The organism is Microcoleus sp. FACHB-1515 (genome assembly GCF_014696105.1).
GTDB lineage: Bacteria > Cyanobacteriota > Cyanobacteriia > Elainellales > Elainellaceae > JAAUTJ01.
In genome coordinates this window covers 38,729-53,950 of sequence record NZ_JACJPO010000058.1, presented here as the reverse complement: position 1 = coordinate 53,950, position 15,222 = coordinate 38,729, and the positions used below count along the sequence as shown (strand labels likewise).

The 15,222-nt window shown below is 54.3% G+C and carries 14 protein-coding genes; 6 read left to right on the top strand and 8 right to left on the bottom strand.

Features of this window, described 5'->3' with window-relative positions:
* Nucleotides 1–55: 55 nt before the first annotated feature.
* The gene (locus H6F67_RS20275; RefSeq protein WP_190768455.1) at nt 56–2,149 is read right to left on the bottom strand and encodes a bifunctional diguanylate cyclase/phosphodiesterase; all 2,094 of its coding nucleotides are present in this window, start codon (nt 2,147–2,149) and stop codon (nt 56–58) included.
* Between the two features lie 405 nt (nt 2,150–2,554).
* Here H6F67_RS20275 and H6F67_RS20270 point away from each other — a divergent pair, with 405 nt between their 5' ends.
* The 4 genes from H6F67_RS20270 (at nt 2,555) to H6F67_RS20255 (ending at nt 6,961) form a co-directional block, all read left to right on the top strand.
* Complete coding sequence (locus H6F67_RS20270) at nt 2,555–4,261, top strand: ABC-F family ATP-binding cassette domain-containing protein (protein ID WP_190768454.1); 1,707 nt, start codon at nt 2,555–2,557, stop codon at nt 4,259–4,261.
* Nucleotides 4,262–4,369: 108 nt separating this feature from the next.
* Nucleotides 4,370–5,968: a 2,3-bisphosphoglycerate-independent phosphoglycerate mutase gene (gpmI, locus tag H6F67_RS20265; protein ID WP_190768453.1), complete on the top strand. Its 1,599-nt coding sequence runs from the start codon at nt 4,370–4,372 to the stop codon at nt 5,966–5,968.
* Between the two features lie 56 nt (nt 5,969–6,024).
* Nucleotides 6,025–6,255 (top strand): preprotein translocase subunit SecG, encoded by a 231-nt coding sequence (secG, locus tag H6F67_RS20260; protein ID WP_190768452.1) that lies wholly within the window; start codon nt 6,025–6,027, stop codon nt 6,253–6,255.
* Entirely contained in the window at nt 6,236–6,961 is a 726-nt protein-coding gene (locus H6F67_RS20255) for a peptidase (RefSeq protein ID WP_190768451.1), read from the top strand. The genes secG and H6F67_RS20255 overlap by 20 nt, the downstream gene beginning before the upstream one ends.
* A gap of 5 nt (nt 6,962–6,966) precedes the next feature.
* Here H6F67_RS20255 and H6F67_RS20250 read toward each other — a convergent pair whose 3' ends face one another.
* Nucleotides 6,967–7,581 carry an antibiotic biosynthesis monooxygenase gene (locus tag H6F67_RS20250; RefSeq protein ID WP_190768450.1) on the bottom strand — a complete coding sequence of 205 codons (615 nt, stop codon included), beginning with the start codon at nt 7,579–7,581 and terminating at the stop codon, nt 6,967–6,969.
* A 59-nt stretch (nt 7,582–7,640) separates the two neighbouring features.
* On the bottom strand, nt 7,641–8,660 hold the full coding sequence (locus tag H6F67_RS20245; RefSeq protein ID WP_190768449.1) for a 1-acyl-sn-glycerol-3-phosphate acyltransferase: 1,020 nt from the start codon (nt 8,658–8,660) through the stop codon (nt 7,641–7,643).
* Nucleotides 8,661–9,194: 534 nt separating this feature from the next.
* On the opposite strand from H6F67_RS20245, the gene H6F67_RS20240 reads away from it, so the two are divergent.
* Complete coding sequence (locus H6F67_RS20240) at nt 9,195–10,343, top strand: alanine--glyoxylate aminotransferase family protein (protein WP_190768501.1); 1,149 nt, start codon at nt 9,195–9,197, stop codon at nt 10,341–10,343.
* 46 nt (nt 10,344–10,389) lie between these two features.
* Here the strand turns inward: H6F67_RS20240 and H6F67_RS20235 are convergent, their stop codons facing one another.
* The 5 genes from H6F67_RS20235 to H6F67_RS20215 all read right to left on the bottom strand — a co-directional run bounded on the left by H6F67_RS20235 (nt 10,390) and on the right by H6F67_RS20215 (nt 13,560).
* Nucleotides 10,390–10,578: a DUF2949 domain-containing protein gene (locus tag H6F67_RS20235; protein WP_190768448.1), complete on the bottom strand. Its 189-nt coding sequence runs from the start codon at nt 10,576–10,578 to the stop codon at nt 10,390–10,392.
* Nucleotides 10,579–10,873: 295 nt separating this feature from the next.
* A complete protein-coding gene (locus H6F67_RS20230; RefSeq protein WP_190768447.1) occupies nt 10,874–11,386 on the bottom strand; it encodes a DUF192 domain-containing protein in 513 nt (170 codons plus the stop codon).
* 56 nt (nt 11,387–11,442) lie between these two features.
* Nucleotides 11,443–12,138 carry a response regulator transcription factor NblR gene (gene nblR / locus H6F67_RS20225; protein ID WP_190768446.1) on the bottom strand — a complete coding sequence of 232 codons (696 nt, stop codon included), beginning with the start codon at nt 12,136–12,138 and terminating at the stop codon, nt 11,443–11,445.
* A 61-nt stretch (nt 12,139–12,199) separates the two neighbouring features.
* Nucleotides 12,200–12,829: a bifunctional phosphoribosyl-AMP cyclohydrolase/phosphoribosyl-ATP diphosphatase HisIE gene (hisIE, locus tag H6F67_RS20220; RefSeq protein WP_190768445.1), complete on the bottom strand. Its 630-nt coding sequence runs from the start codon at nt 12,827–12,829 to the stop codon at nt 12,200–12,202.
* Nucleotides 12,830–12,864: 35 nt separating this feature from the next.
* On the bottom strand, nt 12,865–13,560 hold the full coding sequence (locus H6F67_RS20215) for an MBL fold metallo-hydrolase (protein WP_190768444.1): 696 nt from the start codon (nt 13,558–13,560) through the stop codon (nt 12,865–12,867).
* Between the two features lie 158 nt (nt 13,561–13,718).
* On the opposite strand from H6F67_RS20215, the gene H6F67_RS20210 reads away from it, so the two are divergent.
* On the top strand, nt 13,719–15,206 hold the full coding sequence (locus H6F67_RS20210) for a site-2 protease family protein (protein WP_190768443.1): 1,488 nt from the start codon (nt 13,719–13,721) through the stop codon (nt 15,204–15,206).
* The last annotated feature ends 16 nt before the right edge of the window (nt 15,207–15,222 follow it).

The following is a 15,222-nucleotide window of genomic DNA, read 5'->3' as shown; positions in this document are numbered from 1 at the left end:
CAGAAACTACCACAGTTGAGCTATTTCGAGCATCTGTCTGGAGATAAAGCGCGAGCTAGGGCGCGATCGATCCCAGCATCGCCTCTACTGCTTCGACCGAGAGTGGCTGAGCGAACAGGTAGCCCTGACCGTATTCTGCACCGAGGGCTTGCAGTTGAACGAGTTGCGCGACAGTTTCGACACCTTCGGCAATTACGCTCATGTCGAGCGTGTGGGCAAGAGAGACGATCGCTCGGACAATTTCTGACTGGTCACTTTTGGAATCCATGCCGCTGACAAACGACTGATCGATCTTCACCATGTCGAAGGGAAATCGATGCAGGTAGCTCAGTGATGAGTAGCCTGTGCCGAAATCATCGATCAGCAATTTCACGCCTAGATCTTTAAGCTGTTGCAAAAGCGCCGTCGCCTTATCGGGATTTTCCATGATCGCGCTTTCGGTAATTTCCAGCTTCAGGTCGAGCGTCAAGCCGCGAATCTGGGTTTGCTGCAAGATTTGGTGAACCTGCTCCATCAAGTTCGTCTGCGTAAACTGTTTGGTGGAGAGGTTGACGCTCATTGACAGCGGCAGACAGTGCGGAAATTGCGCTTGCCACGATCGCAACTGCTCGCAGGCTTGTGTGAGAATCCACTGGCCGAGCGGCACAATCAGTCCGGTATCTTCGGCCAGTGGAATGAATTCAGCCGGATCGATCCAGCCGCGATCGGGATGCTGCCAGCGCACCAGCGCTTCAAAGCCCACAATGCAGCGAGTATCAAGCGCGACGATCGGCTGATAGCGCAGTTGAAATTCAGGAAGCTGAAGCGGAGCGCGGCTGAGAGCACGACGCAAATCGGTTTCCAGTTGCAGCAGCGCGACGACGCGATCGCGCATTGCCTGATCAAAAACGGCATGGCGATCGCGGCCTCTAGCTTTCGCCTGATACATCGCTGTGTCTGCATTTCGCAACAGTTCTTCGGGACTGCTGACGCCATCTTTCAGGGCAATGCCGATGCTGGCGGCGGTGAATACTTCTTGTCCGCGCAGGCGAAACGGCGATCGCAACCGTTGCCGCAAACTGTTGGCAACGTGAATGGCCTGCGAGTGATCGGCATCCAGCAGCAAAATTGCGAACTCATCGCCGCCCCAGCGCGCGATCGTATCTTCGGCATCCAGGCAGGATTGCAGACGACGCGCGATCGCCACCAAAAGCTGATCGCCCAGTCCGTGCCCCAAACTGTCGTTGATCACTTTGAAGTGGTCAAGTCCAAGAAACAGCACGGCAAACGCCTGATCAGTTTGCGTCAGCGATTCGAGGCGCTGCAAAAATAAGGTGCGATTTGCCAGTCCGGTCAAGCTGTCGTGCAAAGCATCGTGGCGCAGTTTGGCTTCAGCCTGTTTGCGATCGCTGATGTCTAGTCCGACAAAGACGGCGGCTTGATTTTGCGAATATTTTTGGGCGGCAATTAAAAAGCTGCGCGGGATGCCGTCGATCGTTGTGTCGATTTCGATCGCACCTGCGGTGTCTGAATTGCCAATGAACGATCGCACAAATTCAGCAAAGCTTGATTTTGGCGTGCTGTCCGACTGAAATCGCGCATCCATGAAGCCAAGCGGTTGACCAATCACCTGAGCAGGATCAAGCTTGAACGTTGCTGCTAGATAGCGATTGATCCCCAAATAGCGCAGGTCGGCGCTGAACCAGGAAACGCAGGCCGGAACTGCATCGAGCACGGCCTGAAGCTGATTTTGCGCCTGCTGCAAGTCGGCTTTGACGCGCTCATGCTCTGGAGCGATCGATCGGCCTCGAACCGCCACAGCGATCGCTTGTCCATCCACGCTGATCGGCTCAAGCGTGATGCTCAGTTCTGCTAGTTCTGTGGTGAAAGCAGCGCCTTGCAGGGCGCGATCGTAGCAGGTTGCCCAGCGCGATCGCGCCTCAGTTGGCAGGCAAGTCACCAAGTTCAATCCGGCAATCGGCAAGATCTGATAGGCGGCTTCAAACCACTGTTGAAAGGCCGAGTTGCCCGCGACGAGGCAATAGCTGGAATCGATCGACCATAGTGCTTCTGAAGCAAGATTGGTCAGAGCAAGCAGATGGGCAGACAAAGCGACTGAGGCAGATGCATTGTGAGGGTCATCAGATGCAACAGCCGACGAAATGTTCATGCGAGTCGATCAAAGAGTGAAGAAATTGCAGCAGAACCGTGAAATTAGCAATGCGCCGCCAGCGAAGCTCGATCGCTAGCTTGAAAAATCGCCACAAAAATAAAGCTTTGTGAAGCATTCAATCAAATTTTCGTGATGCAAACCTGAAGTCCGGAATAGATGCAGGAATCATAGAAGCGGGTGAACCCCGAATCGGTTCTTTGCAGAGTAAGGGATATAACACTTCTAGCCTCCTTGATTTTACTTAGGAATTTCTACTGAGTTGCAGAGCAACTGTGTAAATTCTTGATGATTTTCAATTGAAGGTTTTTGAAGCCGCAGAAAACCAAGCAAGGTGATTCATGAACGGTTAACATTTATGAAGGCAATCGATCGGCCATTTTCCACCCTGGAGACTTCAATTTCATGCTGCGACTCGAACATATCAGTAAAATTTATCCGACTGGCGAAGTCCTCAAGGATGTCAGTTGGGAAGTGAAGGTGGGCGATCGGATCGGCTTAGTGGGTGTCAACGGAGCCGGAAAATCGACGCAGCTCAAGATCATTGCCGGAGAAATTGAACCAACCAGCGGCGAAGTCATCCGCCCCAACAGTCTCCACATTGCCTATCTCACTCAGGAATTCGAGGTTGATCCCACACGGACGGTACGCGAAGAATTTTGGCGGGCGTTTGGGGAAGCCAATCGCGTTCATGAAGCTTTAGGCGAAGTGCATCGGCAGATGGAAACGGCGGATGCGAAAGAACTCGATCGCCTGATTCACAAAATGGATAAGCTTCAGCGTCAGTTTGAAGGCATGGATGGCTACGGCCTAGAAGCGCGAATCGAGAAAATTCTGCCGGAATTGGGCTTTGAAGCGGAAGATGGCGATCGACTGGTGAGTGCCTTCAGCGGCGGCTGGCAGATGCGAATGAGTTTAGGAAAAATTCTCTTGCAGTCGCCGGATTTGCTGCTGCTGGACGAACCGACAAACCATCTCGATCTGGAGACGATCGAATGGCTGGAAATCTATCTCAAAGGCTTAACAACCCCGATGGTGATTGTCTCTCACGACCGGGAATTTCTCGATCGACTCTGTACGCAAATTGTCGAAACTGAACGCGGCGTTTCCACCACTTATCTGGGTAATTATTCGGCTTATCTGGCACAGAAAGAAGAAGCAAAACTCGCGCAACTGAGCGCTTTTGAGCGGCAGCAAAAAGAATTAGAAAAACAGCAGGCGTTTGTCGATCGATTCCGCGCCAGTGCGACGCGCAGCACCCAGGCAAAAAGTCGTGAAAAGCAATTGGAGAAAATTGAGCGAATTGAAGCGCCGGATAGCGATGTGCGATCGCTGCAATTTCGGTTTCCTCCGGCTCCGCGTAGCGGGCGCGAAGTTGTGGAGATTAAAGATTTGACGCATACCTATGGCGAGAAAATTCTGTTTTTGGGGGCGGAGTTATTGATTGAGCGGGGCGATCGGATTGCCTTTGTGGGTCCCAACGGAGCCGGAAAATCGACCCTCCTGCATTTGATCATGGGCATGGAGGAGCCGACCGAGGGCACGGTGATGTTAGGAAACCATAACGTGATCCCCGGTTATTTTGAACAGAATCAAGCGGAAGCACTAGACTTAGAAAAGTCGGTGATGGACACCATTCACGACGAAGTACCGGACTGGACAAATGAAGAAGTTCGGACGCTCCTGGGACGATTTTTGTTCAGCAGCGATACGGTCTTCAAGTTAGTTTCAGCCCTCAGCGGTGGAGAAAAAGCGCGGCTTGCACTGGCAAAGATGCTGCTGCGTCCCGCGAATCTTTTGATCCTCGATGAGCCGACCAATCACCTCGACATTCCGGCCAAAGAAATGCTGGAATCGGCCATTCAAAACTACGATGGGACGGTGATTGTCGTGTCGCACGATCGCTACTTCATTTCGCAAGTGGCGAACAAAATTGTCGAAATTCGCGATGGAGAACTGCGCCTCTATCGAGGCGACTATCACTACTATTTAGATAAGCTGGCCGAGGAAAAAGACAAAGCCAGACTGGAAGCGATCGAAGCCGAAAAAGCTGCCAAAGCCGCTGCTAAGCGTGAAAAGCAAAAGCAGAAGGAAAAGGCGAAAAAAGCTTAATCGGTGATCACAACAGGCGCTACCGTAGCAATTGCGAAACTCCATCAGGGCTTCGATGCTATTATTGCTGAGAAAAACTTCTACACAATCGAAACAAGGGCTATCCACATGGCACAACCGCCAGTTTCTCCTGTGGTGCTGGTGATTTTAGATGGTTGGGGATATCGAGAAGACGCGGAGGGAAATGCCGTTGCTGCGGCCAATACGCCCGTGATGGACAGCCTGTGGGCAGCATATCCTCACACCTTGATTCGCACATCGGGCAAAGATGTTGGTCTGCCAGACGGACAGATGGGCAACTCCGAAGTCGGACATCTCAACATCGGCGCGGGGCGCGTCGTGCCGCAGGAACTCGTGCGGATTACGGATGCGGTCGAAGACGGCTCGATTCTGCAAAATCAAGCACTGCTGCAAACCTGTGACAAAGTGCGCCACTCGTCCGGCAAGCTGCACCTGATCGGCTTGTGTTCTGAGGGCGGCGTTCACTCGCACATCAGCCATTTGCGCGGCCTGCTTCAGCTTGCCAAAGCGCAAGGCATCTCGGAAGTTTGCATCCATGTCATTACGGATGGACGCGATACAAAGCCGACGGACGGCATTGAGGCGATCGCCACCATCAACCGCTACATCGCTGAAATCGGCGTCGGTCAAATGGTGACAATGGGCGGACGCTACTTCGCAATGGATCGTGACCACAGATGGGATCGCGTCAAGCAGATGTACGACGTGATCACCACAGACGGCGCAGGCGCAGGCAAATCGGCAACCGAAATTCTGCAAGCCGCCTACGCCGAGGGCACAACCGACGAATTTATTCCGCCTGTGCGCCTCGCGCCCGGAGCGATCGCTCCCAGCGACGGCGTGATTTTCTACAACTTCCGACCCGATCGCGCCCGCGAACTGACGCAAGCTTTAATCGATCCCGATTTCAAGGGCTTCGATCGCGACTTGATCGCACCTTTGGCCTACGCCACGTTCACCCAGTACGATCCCAGCTTTCCGGTTGCAGTCGCCTTTGAGCCGCAAAACCTCAACAACATCCTCGGCCAGGTGATCGCCCAGCACAACCTGAAGCAGTTCCGCACGGCAGAAACCGAAAAATACGCCCACGTCACCTACTTCTTCAACGGCGGCATCGAAGATCCGTTCCCCGGTGAAGACCGCGAACTCGTGCAAAGTCCGATGGTGGCGACTTACGATCGCGCTCCGGCCATGTCTGCCGCCGCCGCCACCGATGTTGCGATCAAAGCGGTCGAAAAGCAAATCTATTCGCTGATTGTGATCAACTACGCGAATCCCGATATGGTCGGCCACACGGGGCAGATGGACGCAACGGTGAAAGCACTGGAAACGGTCGATCGCCAGCTTGGTCGGCTTTTGGACAGCATCATTCGCGCAGGCGGAACGACGATCATCATCGCGGATCACGGCAACGCCGAAGTCATGTTTGATGAGCAGGGCAATCCCTGGACGGCACACACGACTAATCCGGTTCCGTTTATTTTGGTAGAAGGCGAAAAGCGCAAAATTCCCGGTCATGGCACAGACGTGAATTTGCGATCGGATGGTCGCCTGTCCGACATTGCGCCGACGATTCTTGACATTTTGCAACTGCCGCAGCCCGAAGAAATGACGGGTCGATCGATGATCGTTCCAGTTGAATTCGACGTTCGCGCCAATCGCACTCCGGTTCGCCTCTCTCTCTAGGCGATGTGGAACAATAGAAACTACTGCACCTTTTGGATTCCCGTGACGTTGAGACTATGACCCTGACAACCATTCTTCAAGTAATTTGGGCGATCGCCGCTGTTGGCCTGATCGTGCTTGTCCTCCTGCACAGTCCCAAAGGCGACGGCTTGGGCGGCTTGGGCGGACAGGCGCAACTGTTCACCAGCACCAAAAGCGCCGAAACCACGCTCAATCGCGTGACGTGGACGCTGACCGTTTTGTTTATGGGCTTGACGGTGATTCTCAGTGCGGGCTGGCTGGCGTAGAGCGCTCTGCTGGGCGATCGCGCTGATCGCCTCCCTTTCACTGAGCCTGCTGCTTCCCGTTCACGCGCAAGAATCGTTCTTTGATTCCAATCCGCGATCGAGCGACATCGCACCTATCCCACAGGTGCATCCGCTTCCTGCCTCTCTCAATCGCTGGCAACCTGACGATCAAGGCGACTACTTCGAGCAAATCGAACCGATCGCAATGGGCTATCTCATCTGGTCGCGCTTTCCGATTCGCGTCTTTGTCGAACCGTCCGATCGATCGAACTGGGTGGACGCTGTGCAGCAGGCGATCGGAGAGTGGACGGTGTATTTGCCGCTGGTGACGGTCGATCGCGCTGAAACTGCCGACATTGCGATTTGGTGCAGAACGCCGCCCTTACAGTGGAACCGAGGCGAATTGGGACGGGTGCGATCGGCAGAGACACGATTTGAAGTGGGGATCGATCGCTCCACCGATCCCCCACTTCTCGCGCACCGCTTGCAAATCTGGCTGCGTCCTGACCAAACGGCGAATTATCTGCAAGCTGCCGCCCGTCACGAACTCGGTCACGCTTTGGGAATCTGGGGACACAGCTTGGAGCCGACTGACGCGCTGTACTTTTCTCAGGTTCGCAATCCAGCCGCAATTTCTGCCAGAGACGTAAACACGCTCAAGCGAATTTATCAGCAGCCGACGCGGTTGGGCTGGGCGATCGAGTGAACCTTTCAGCCACCAACCACGTGCGTCACTTGATACAGATGAAACTCATTGCGAGCCAAACCCTTCCAATATGGTTCATCCGGGTTGAATCCGGGCTGTTTCAAAATTGCCTCAAACGCTGCTTGACTTTCCCATTGGCCGTAGTTGAACATGCGTGTGCCGTCGAGACTGCGGTGAAAGGTGGCTGAGATCAAGCCGGGTGAACTCATGGCGCGATCGAGTTCTTCAGTTGTGCGCTTCACCATTTCCGGTTGGTTGACAGGCTGCATTCTAAATTCGGCCAAGTGAGTGATCGTTGTACCGACCTTGATTTCCACCTCGGTAGACGTTGATCGACTGGCAGTTACTTCAAGCTGAAGCGCATCGGGCGGGAAAAATTCGGCAAATCGCTCCAGACGATTCAAGCTGCGGTGATCAAACTTCGGCTCCCACTGGCTGTAAGTGAAAACACGAACACCATCGAGACTGCGGTGAACGCTGGTCGATCGAAAGAAAGGATTCGCGCTCCAGGCTTGAATCTGCTCCGCGATCGCTTCGACTAAATCCGCCTGATGACGATCGGCAACCGTGTACAGATCCAGGCCAACGCTGATTGTATTTGCGCGATCGATCTGCACCATTCCACAGGCTCCAGAACTAAAAATCTGACTTGATTATTCTTCAATCATCACGATAATGTCTACTGCCGGAGTCGATCGATCGCTGCTTGCAGTTTCGATCGCAACCGTTGCGCCCAAGCATACGCATCAGAAGTGGATTGAAATGAATCTTGATCGAGTCGCTCGATCGGCTGAATGAAGTAGTGCAGACGCGATCGCACCGCCCAAACGCCCAGCGAAGGAAACAGCACAAACGCTACAACGAGGGGCGAAATGGGAAACAGCGGCAGCTTCAGCCAGCGTCCGAGCTTCGCAAGATTGACGGTGAACGGATGCAGATTTTCGCTGCCGATGCAGATGGTGGGCAGGATCGGAACTTGGTGGCGATCGCACAGTCGCACAAAGCTGGGATCAAACGTCGTGAGCTGATAGCGATGCCGCCAGCCTTTTGCCAGACCGCGCCAGCCTTCCGGGGCATAGAGTAATGCTTGATTTGGAGTATCGGCAAGCGTGGCGATCGCTTCAGCAAACGGTTCGCGCTCTGCCCGCACCCCGCCCAAAACTTGCGACCAGCCAGAGGGAAGCCACCAGCGCAGCCAGGGATGATCGAAAAACAATTCATGCGCTACAGGCTGCACCGTCCAATCCCGTTCACGACCCAGCAGCACACCCAGCGCGATGAAATCCCAGGGAAAGCACATTCCGGCATGATTGAGCGTGACGAGAATTGAACCTGCCGCAGGCAAATTTTCAGCCTGATGCAGTTCAGCACGAAAGTAGCGATCGACGATCGGCACTAAAATTTCATCGCGAAACGCCTGCTGATACTGCAAATCCACAGGCTGATCCGAAGGACGGGGCGATCGACAGCCCAACCGCAGCCAGCGAATCAGCAGCGCGACGTAAAAGCCTGCGGGAACCAAAAACAAAGCATATTCCAGCCAGTTCCAGCCGTCGGGATCATCGTGATAGTGCTGCCAGTGGCGATTAAACAAAATCAACCAGGCAGGCGGATACCACAGACAGAATCGATCGAACCAACTCCAGCGATCGCCGAATGCAGGCTGAACGACCATGAGCGGAGTTAGGGTTGTCTTCATTGCACTACCGAGTGGAGTCGATCGAGATTCAGTCTGCCCTAGATATCCTCGATTTTAGACAGTTCAGCGTCTACCGCAAGTTAGGGGTGAGGGGTGAGCGTGAGGGAAGCGAGTAGCACGAGGGACGCGGCGGGAAAGCAAATGCGAAGCGCGACATAACCTTGCGAGTAACCCCTTGCGTCGGGTGCATGGGAGGACTCTCCCTGCTGGGGTTGGAGGTGTGTGTGGGGGCAACCCCAACACTCCACTGGCTCGGAAACCAGAAGTAGTCTGAAGGGCGATCCGTTCCGGATCAGCTTTGCTGGCCGCGAAGCGCTGTCCGCAGGAATCGATCCAATTCGCAAAAAGAATGATTTGATTGACGTGCGATCGCTGCCGCCAATCGATCGCGCTCAGTCCATCAGAACTTATGGCATTCTGGATCATACGCTTGCGAACTTTGGGCTTCGTCCGCAGCCGCATCCGACGAACCAATGCACCGAATTTTTGAGCGCTGGCGCAAGAATTACTCAACCTAGAAGCAGGAAGGAACTGATGGACGACAAACTCATGCTGATGATTCCGGGGCCGACTCCCGTGCCCGAAAAAGTCTTGCTGGCAATGGCAAAGCATCCGATCGGCCACCGCACCAAAGACTTTGAGAGCATCATCGCGGAAGTCACACAGGGCTTAAAGTGGCTGCACCAAACCGAAAGCGACGTGCTGATCCTTACCGCGAGCGGCACAGGCGCAATGGAAGCAGGCATGATTAACTTTTTGAGTCCGGGCGATCGCGTCTTAGTCGGCAACAACGGCAAATTTGGCGAACGGTGGGTGAAAGTGGCCGAAGCCTACGGATTAAACGTCGAACCCGTGACCGCAGAATGGGGCAAACCGCTCGACCCGGAAGTCTTTCGCGAAAAATTAGAAGCGGATACAGAGCGCACGATCAAAGCCGTCGTCATCACCCACAGCGAAACCTCAACAGGCGTTCTCAACGACTTAGAAACGATCAACCGCCACGTCAAAGCGCACGGTGCACTGATCATGGTCGATGCCGTGACGAGTTTGGGAGCCGTGCATCTGCCGATCGACCAGTGGGGCTTAGATGTGGTCGCGTCGGGATCGCAAAAAGGCTACATGCTGCCGCCCGGACTCGGCTTTGTCGCCGTCAGCCCGAAAGCCTGGGAAGCCTACGCAACCGCAAAACTGCCGAAGTTCTACCTCGATTTGGGCAAATATCGCAAAGAAGCCGCCAAAAACAGCCATCCATTCACGCCACCCGTGAACATGTATTTCGGTCTGCAAGCCGCTCTGAAGATGATGCAGGCGGAAGGACTTGAAGCAATCTTTGCCCGACATCAGCGCCACATGCGAGCGACCAGAGCCGCCGCAAAAGCTTTGAGTTTGCCGTTATTTGCGGCTGATGGTGCGTCGAGTCCGGCCATTACCGCGATCGCTCCTACCGGAGTCGATGCCGAACAGATTCGATCGCTGCTGAAAAAACGCTTCGACATCGCCACAGCCGGAGGCCAAGATCATCTGAAAGGCAAAATTTTCCGCGTCGGCCATCTGGGATTTGTCAGCGATCGGGACATCCTGACGGCGATCGGCGCACTCGAAGCGGTTCTACAGGAACTCGGATTCGAGAATTTCAATCCGGGTGCAGGCATTGCTGCCGCTGCTCAAGCCATTAATTCGTAGTTCGTCATTCGTCATTTTTGGGGCGGTTTGCCAAGGCTGATCGCCCCTACGCTGATTCAAGCCAGTCAAAAATTTTGTCAAGCTGATCGATCGTCACCAGCCCGTACTGCCACAGAATCATCGGCAGCAGGCCGGGGTCTTGACCTTGCCGCTGGGCGATCGCGATCGAGGAATCTGAAATTGCCAAATCTTCTCGCAAAAACCGAATAAAGCGCGAATAAGTTGCTGGCGTCATGAGAATCACCTCCCTGATGCTTCTTTTTTTGACAAAGTGAACCGAATGCACCTGCTCCAGCCAAAACCAGCGAACCGCAAGGCATCAAGCGCTTTGCAACTCCGCTGACTCCTGCCGAGCAGGTAATTTATTATTCACTAACCAGGGTAAAGATTACCCGTAGATGCCAAGCAATTTCATGAACTTTTCGCGAAAAAACAGTTCACACGAATCGCTTTCTAAAGCGGATATCGTAGCAGGCAACGGTCAAATTTAGGCATCAATATTTTTCGCGAAATTTTTGTGAAATCGATCGCTACTCGATCGGCCTGATATCGAGTCGCTGCCCGACCCGCAGCCGTAGCTCTGCGGCTCGCCCGCCCCGCAGTTCGATCACCTGATTGCTCGGCGCATCGGGGCCATAGGTCGGACAGGTCGGCGTTGTGCAGGGCGGCGCACTGCGGACAATTCCTTGAATCACGCCGTTCCGCAAGAACACCATGTCAAGCGGAATCAGCGTATTCCGCATCCAAAAGCGTAAAGGCTGCACCGAATCAAACGTGAACAACATGCCGCGATTTGCTCCTAGCCTGCGGCGAAACATCAGACCAATTTCGCGCTGGCGCGGCGTCCGGGCTTCTTCCAGCCGAATCGTTTGACCGTTCGCCTCAAACTGCAAGGTCAGCGGCAGCGACTGCGGCCTGTCGATCGCCTGCGCCACGATCGCCTCATTCGGTTCTGGCGGCGCACTGACCGAAGGCGTAGGAGTGCAGCCCAACAGCGCGATCGCCAAACTCAGGCCAAAGACTTTAACAAACTTCCGATTCATCGTTCCTAACAAAAAGAATGTGCGTTGCTTGACGCCGATCGCCGTTCGCAAGTGCCCTATGATTCGCGTAACACGTAGCCGACGCCGCGCACCGTTTGAATCAGGCGCTTTTCGCCTTCATCTTCAATCTTCAGCCTGAGATAGCGAATGTAGACTTCAATCACGTTCGATTCGCCCATGAAGTCATAGCCCCAGACGTTTTCGAGAATCTGTTCGCGAGTCAAAACTTCACGCGGATGCTCCATGAGATATTTGAGCAGGTCAAATTCTTTCATCGTCAAATCGATCGCCCGCTCATGCCGAAACGCCCGCCGCGTTGCCAAATCGAGCGAGAGATCGCCAAAGCGCAACTGTTCGCTACCAACTTTATCCGGCTGCAAATACAGCTTGACGAGCTTGAGAAATTCCTCACTGCGATACGGCTTGAGGAAATAATCATCGGCTCCCGCTTCCAGGGCAGCGGCGCGATCGTCCACGCTGTCTCGCGCCATCATCAGCAACACGGGCATCCGTGCGCCCTGCGATCGCAACTGGTGACACAGCGACAGCCCCGACTCTCCGGCCAACAAGCGATCGATCACGATCAACGACGGCTGAAATTCTTCAACCTGGTGCATTCCGGTCGAAGTGTCATGCGCGATCGCGGTTTCATAGCCGGATTCTTGCAGGTCAAAGCTGACATGCTGCGCCAAAGTTTCATCCGTTTCGATCAGCAAAACACGCGGGCTGCGATCGTGCGTTGCGGCTGTCATAACCCCTCGTCCTTCACGGAATTACCCTTGTTGTAGCACGGCCTAGCGATCGCTGATGCTTCTAGCGGCGGCGTTCCTGCAATTTGCGGTAGACCGATCGCAAATCGACTTTGTGATGTGCCAGAGCGACCAGCGTGTGATAAAACAAGTCTGCCGCTTCTGAGGCGATCGCGTCCGCATCGTCGTCTTTGCAGGCCATGACGACTTCAGCGGCTTCTTCGCCAATTTTTTTGAGAATTTTGTTGTCTCCTCCGGCCAACAGCTTGCAGGTGTAGGAATCGGGATTCGGCTGGTCACGTCGATCGCAAATTACGTCAAACACCTGCGAAAGCGTGTCGGCGGGTGGCGCAGCGATCGCCCCTTCCACCTGATGAAAGCAGCTTCGCTCTCCGGTGTGACAGGCAATCTCGCCAATTTGCTCCACGCCAATCAGCAGCGCATCGCTGTCGCAGTCATAGCGCATCGACTTGATCTGCTGAAGATGGCCGGAAGTTGCGCCCTTGTGCCAAAGTTCCGATCGCGATCGACTCCAGAACCAAGTTTCGCCCGTGTCGATCGTTTTTTGTAGCGAGTCGCGATTCATCCAGGCCAGCATCAACACAGTGCCGTCAAGATAGTCCTGCACGATCGCAGGAACCAAGCCTTGCTCGTTAAAGCGAATTCGATCGGCGGAAATGGAAGCAACTGACATGAAGCACGAGAAAAGCAACAGATTTTATTATCGAGCTACATCAGAACTTTTGTTTGCTGGAGGGCATCGAGGTCGAGTTGCGCCAAGCGATCGTAAGCGCGATCGATCGCTCCCTTCCCGCGCAGATAGCCGCTGCTTGCCCCCGGACAAATGAACGCCAGCGATTCGGGTGAAAATGCTTCAAGAATGCGGCGGGTACTTTGAATTTGGCGCGGCCAGTGAAAAGTTTTGGCCGATCGCAATGGAGCGGGATCGGCCTGTGCCGTCGGCAAAAGATGCCGTCCCGTAAACAAAATGCCGCCCTGAGCGCTCCAGTGCAGGCAGGCGGAACCGGGAGAATGTCCGGGTGTCCAAAGGGCGCGGGCGGAACTGCTCAACTGCATCTCTCGCTCAAACGTCGTGACCTCCAGATTCGGCAGCAAGTAAGCTTCCTGCTCTTGCACGACAATTTCACAGCCAAAGGTTTTTTGAATTTCGATCGCCTTGCCATGTCCGCCGCGATGGGTGAGAAACAAGCGCTGAACGCCACCCTGCTGCTGCAAAAACTCTTGCGTTTCGTCGTTCCAGGCAGGCGCATCGATTAATAAATTTTTGGCTGTGCTGGCATCTTTGGCTGCGTCGGCAGAATTTTCTACAATCAAATAGGCTGTTCCGCCCAAGGTGTCGCGATTGGGCGCGAAAGCAAAAATCGAATCGAAAATCGATCGCGGCCAGCGAGTTTGAATCTGCACAAGGGTTGCGGCTTAAGGGTGCGAATTTGATCTTAAAAGAAAAGCTTTCGATCGCGTCAATTCAAGCTTTTCTCCAAAAAGGTATCCTAAAGATTGAGGTATGCTGTTTGGTTTGATCGATCGACAGCATTTGTGTTCACTTCACCCAAAGCCACAGCATGATCATCTGGCTACTTTTGTTAGGACTTTTTACCTATCTAATCGTGCAGCGCAGCGTCGCCAACATTACGCGCACGCCTGTCTGGGTGCTGTGGCTGGTGATGATGACACCTGCTTTTATTTGGACGGGCTGGATTTTGATGAATGGCGAAAACGAACGAATGCCTGTGCTGCTGCTGTTTGGCCCCTTCATCGCCTGTCCAATTCTTTACTACTTGCTGATTCAGTGGGGCAGACCCGCCAAATCTGCTGCCACCTCGCAGCCTGGACAACCCGAAGCAACCGCCTCGCAGCAGCGATCGCCCATCCCCGCGCTTGATCCCCGTCCGGTTCTGCGCCCGATCGACAAAGAAGAAGAAGCCGCGCTGCAAAACTGCTTCCCCTGGTCGGTCTACTATCTGCAAAATGTCGAATATCGCCCGCAAGCTTTGATCTGTCGTGGTCAACTCCGCACTTCGCCCGAAGTCGCCTACAAAACGATTCAGGAAAATATTCAGCAGCAGTTTGGCGATCGATTCCTGGTCGTTTTTCAAGAAGGACTCAACGGCAAACCGTTCTTTGCGCTTGTGCCAAACACGATCGCGCAAACGCAATCGCAGGCGCGATTGACTCGTCCGGGCTGGGCGATCGGGCTGCTGCTGGCAACCATTTTCACGACCACCTTGGCGGGAACCGTGATTGCAGGTGTGACGGAGGAACAGCTTCAGGACAATATCGGCTTGTTGCGGCAAGGATTGCCGTATGCGCTCTCACTAATGGCAATTTTGGGAACGCATGAACTCGCGCACTATTTCGCCGCCCGGCGCTATCGAATTCGCGCTACGCTGCCTTATTTCATTCCGGTTCCGCCAGCGGCGTTTTTTCCGTTTGGCACGTTTGGCGCGTTTATTCAGATGCGATCGCCCGTCCCCAACCGCAAAGCGCTATTCGATGTCGGCATTGCTGGCCCCCTGGCCGGATTTCTCGTTGCCCTGCCGCTGTTGATTTGGGGCTTGGCACACTCCACGCCGACCGAACTCGGAGAAACCTCCAGCCTGCTCAATTTCACGTCATTTACGCCGACCAATTCACTGTTGCTGACGCTGCTCTCGAAAATGGCGCTGGGCAGTCAGTTTACGGCAGAAAGCGCGCTGAAGCTGCATCCGATCGCCGTTGCAGGCTGCTTAGGCTTGGTCGTGACCGCTCTAAACCTGATGCCTGTGGGTCAGCTTGACGGCGGCCACATGGTTCACGCGATGTTTGGTCAGCGGGTTGGTGCAGTCATTGGGCAGGTGTCACGCCTGATTGTGCTGGCGCTTGCCTTGAAGGTGCAAGAATATTTGCTGTGGGCGATTTTGCTGTTCTTTATGCCCGTCGTGGACGAGCCTGCGCTGAACGACGTGAGCGATCTCGACAACCGCCGCGACTTCCTTGGCCTGATGGCGCTTTCGCTGCTCGTCCTGATTGTGCTTCCGGCTCCGCCCGCAGTGACGCAGATTTTGTTCTAGACTTCTACCCATCTCG

Excerpts from the sequence above, each read along its gene's own strand:
- H6F67_RS20275 (WP_190768455.1), bottom strand. The coding sequence starts at position 2,149 with ATGAACATTTCGTCGGCTGTTGCATCTGATGACCCTCACAATGCATCT.
- H6F67_RS20270 (WP_190768454.1), top strand. The coding sequence starts at position 2,555 with ATGCTGCGACTCGAACATATCAGTAAAATTTATCCGACTGGCGAAGTC.
- gpmI (WP_190768453.1), top strand. The coding sequence starts at position 4,370 with ATGGCACAACCGCCAGTTTCTCCTGTGGTGCTGGTGATTTTAGATGGT.
- secG (WP_190768452.1), top strand. The coding sequence starts at position 6,025 with ATGACCCTGACAACCATTCTTCAAGTAATTTGGGCGATCGCCGCTGTT.
- H6F67_RS20250 (WP_190768450.1), bottom strand. The coding sequence starts at position 7,581 with ATGGTGCAGATCGATCGCGCAAATACAATCAGCGTTGGCCTGGATCTG.
- H6F67_RS20245 (WP_190768449.1), bottom strand. The coding sequence starts at position 8,660 with ATGAAGACAACCCTAACTCCGCTCATGGTCGTTCAGCCTGCATTCGGC.
- H6F67_RS20240 (WP_190768501.1), top strand. The coding sequence starts at position 9,195 with ATGGACGACAAACTCATGCTGATGATTCCGGGGCCGACTCCCGTGCCC.
- H6F67_RS20235 (WP_190768448.1), bottom strand. The coding sequence starts at position 10,578 with ATGACGCCAGCAACTTATTCGCGCTTTATTCGGTTTTTGCGAGAAGAT.
- H6F67_RS20230 (WP_190768447.1), bottom strand. The coding sequence starts at position 11,386 with ATGAATCGGAAGTTTGTTAAAGTCTTTGGCCTGAGTTTGGCGATCGCG.
- nblR (WP_190768446.1), bottom strand. The coding sequence starts at position 12,138 with ATGACAGCCGCAACGCACGATCGCAGCCCGCGTGTTTTGCTGATCGAA.
- hisIE (WP_190768445.1), bottom strand. The coding sequence starts at position 12,829 with ATGTCAGTTGCTTCCATTTCCGCCGATCGAATTCGCTTTAACGAGCAA.
- H6F67_RS20210 (WP_190768443.1), top strand. The coding sequence starts at position 13,719 with ATGATCATCTGGCTACTTTTGTTAGGACTTTTTACCTATCTAATCGTG.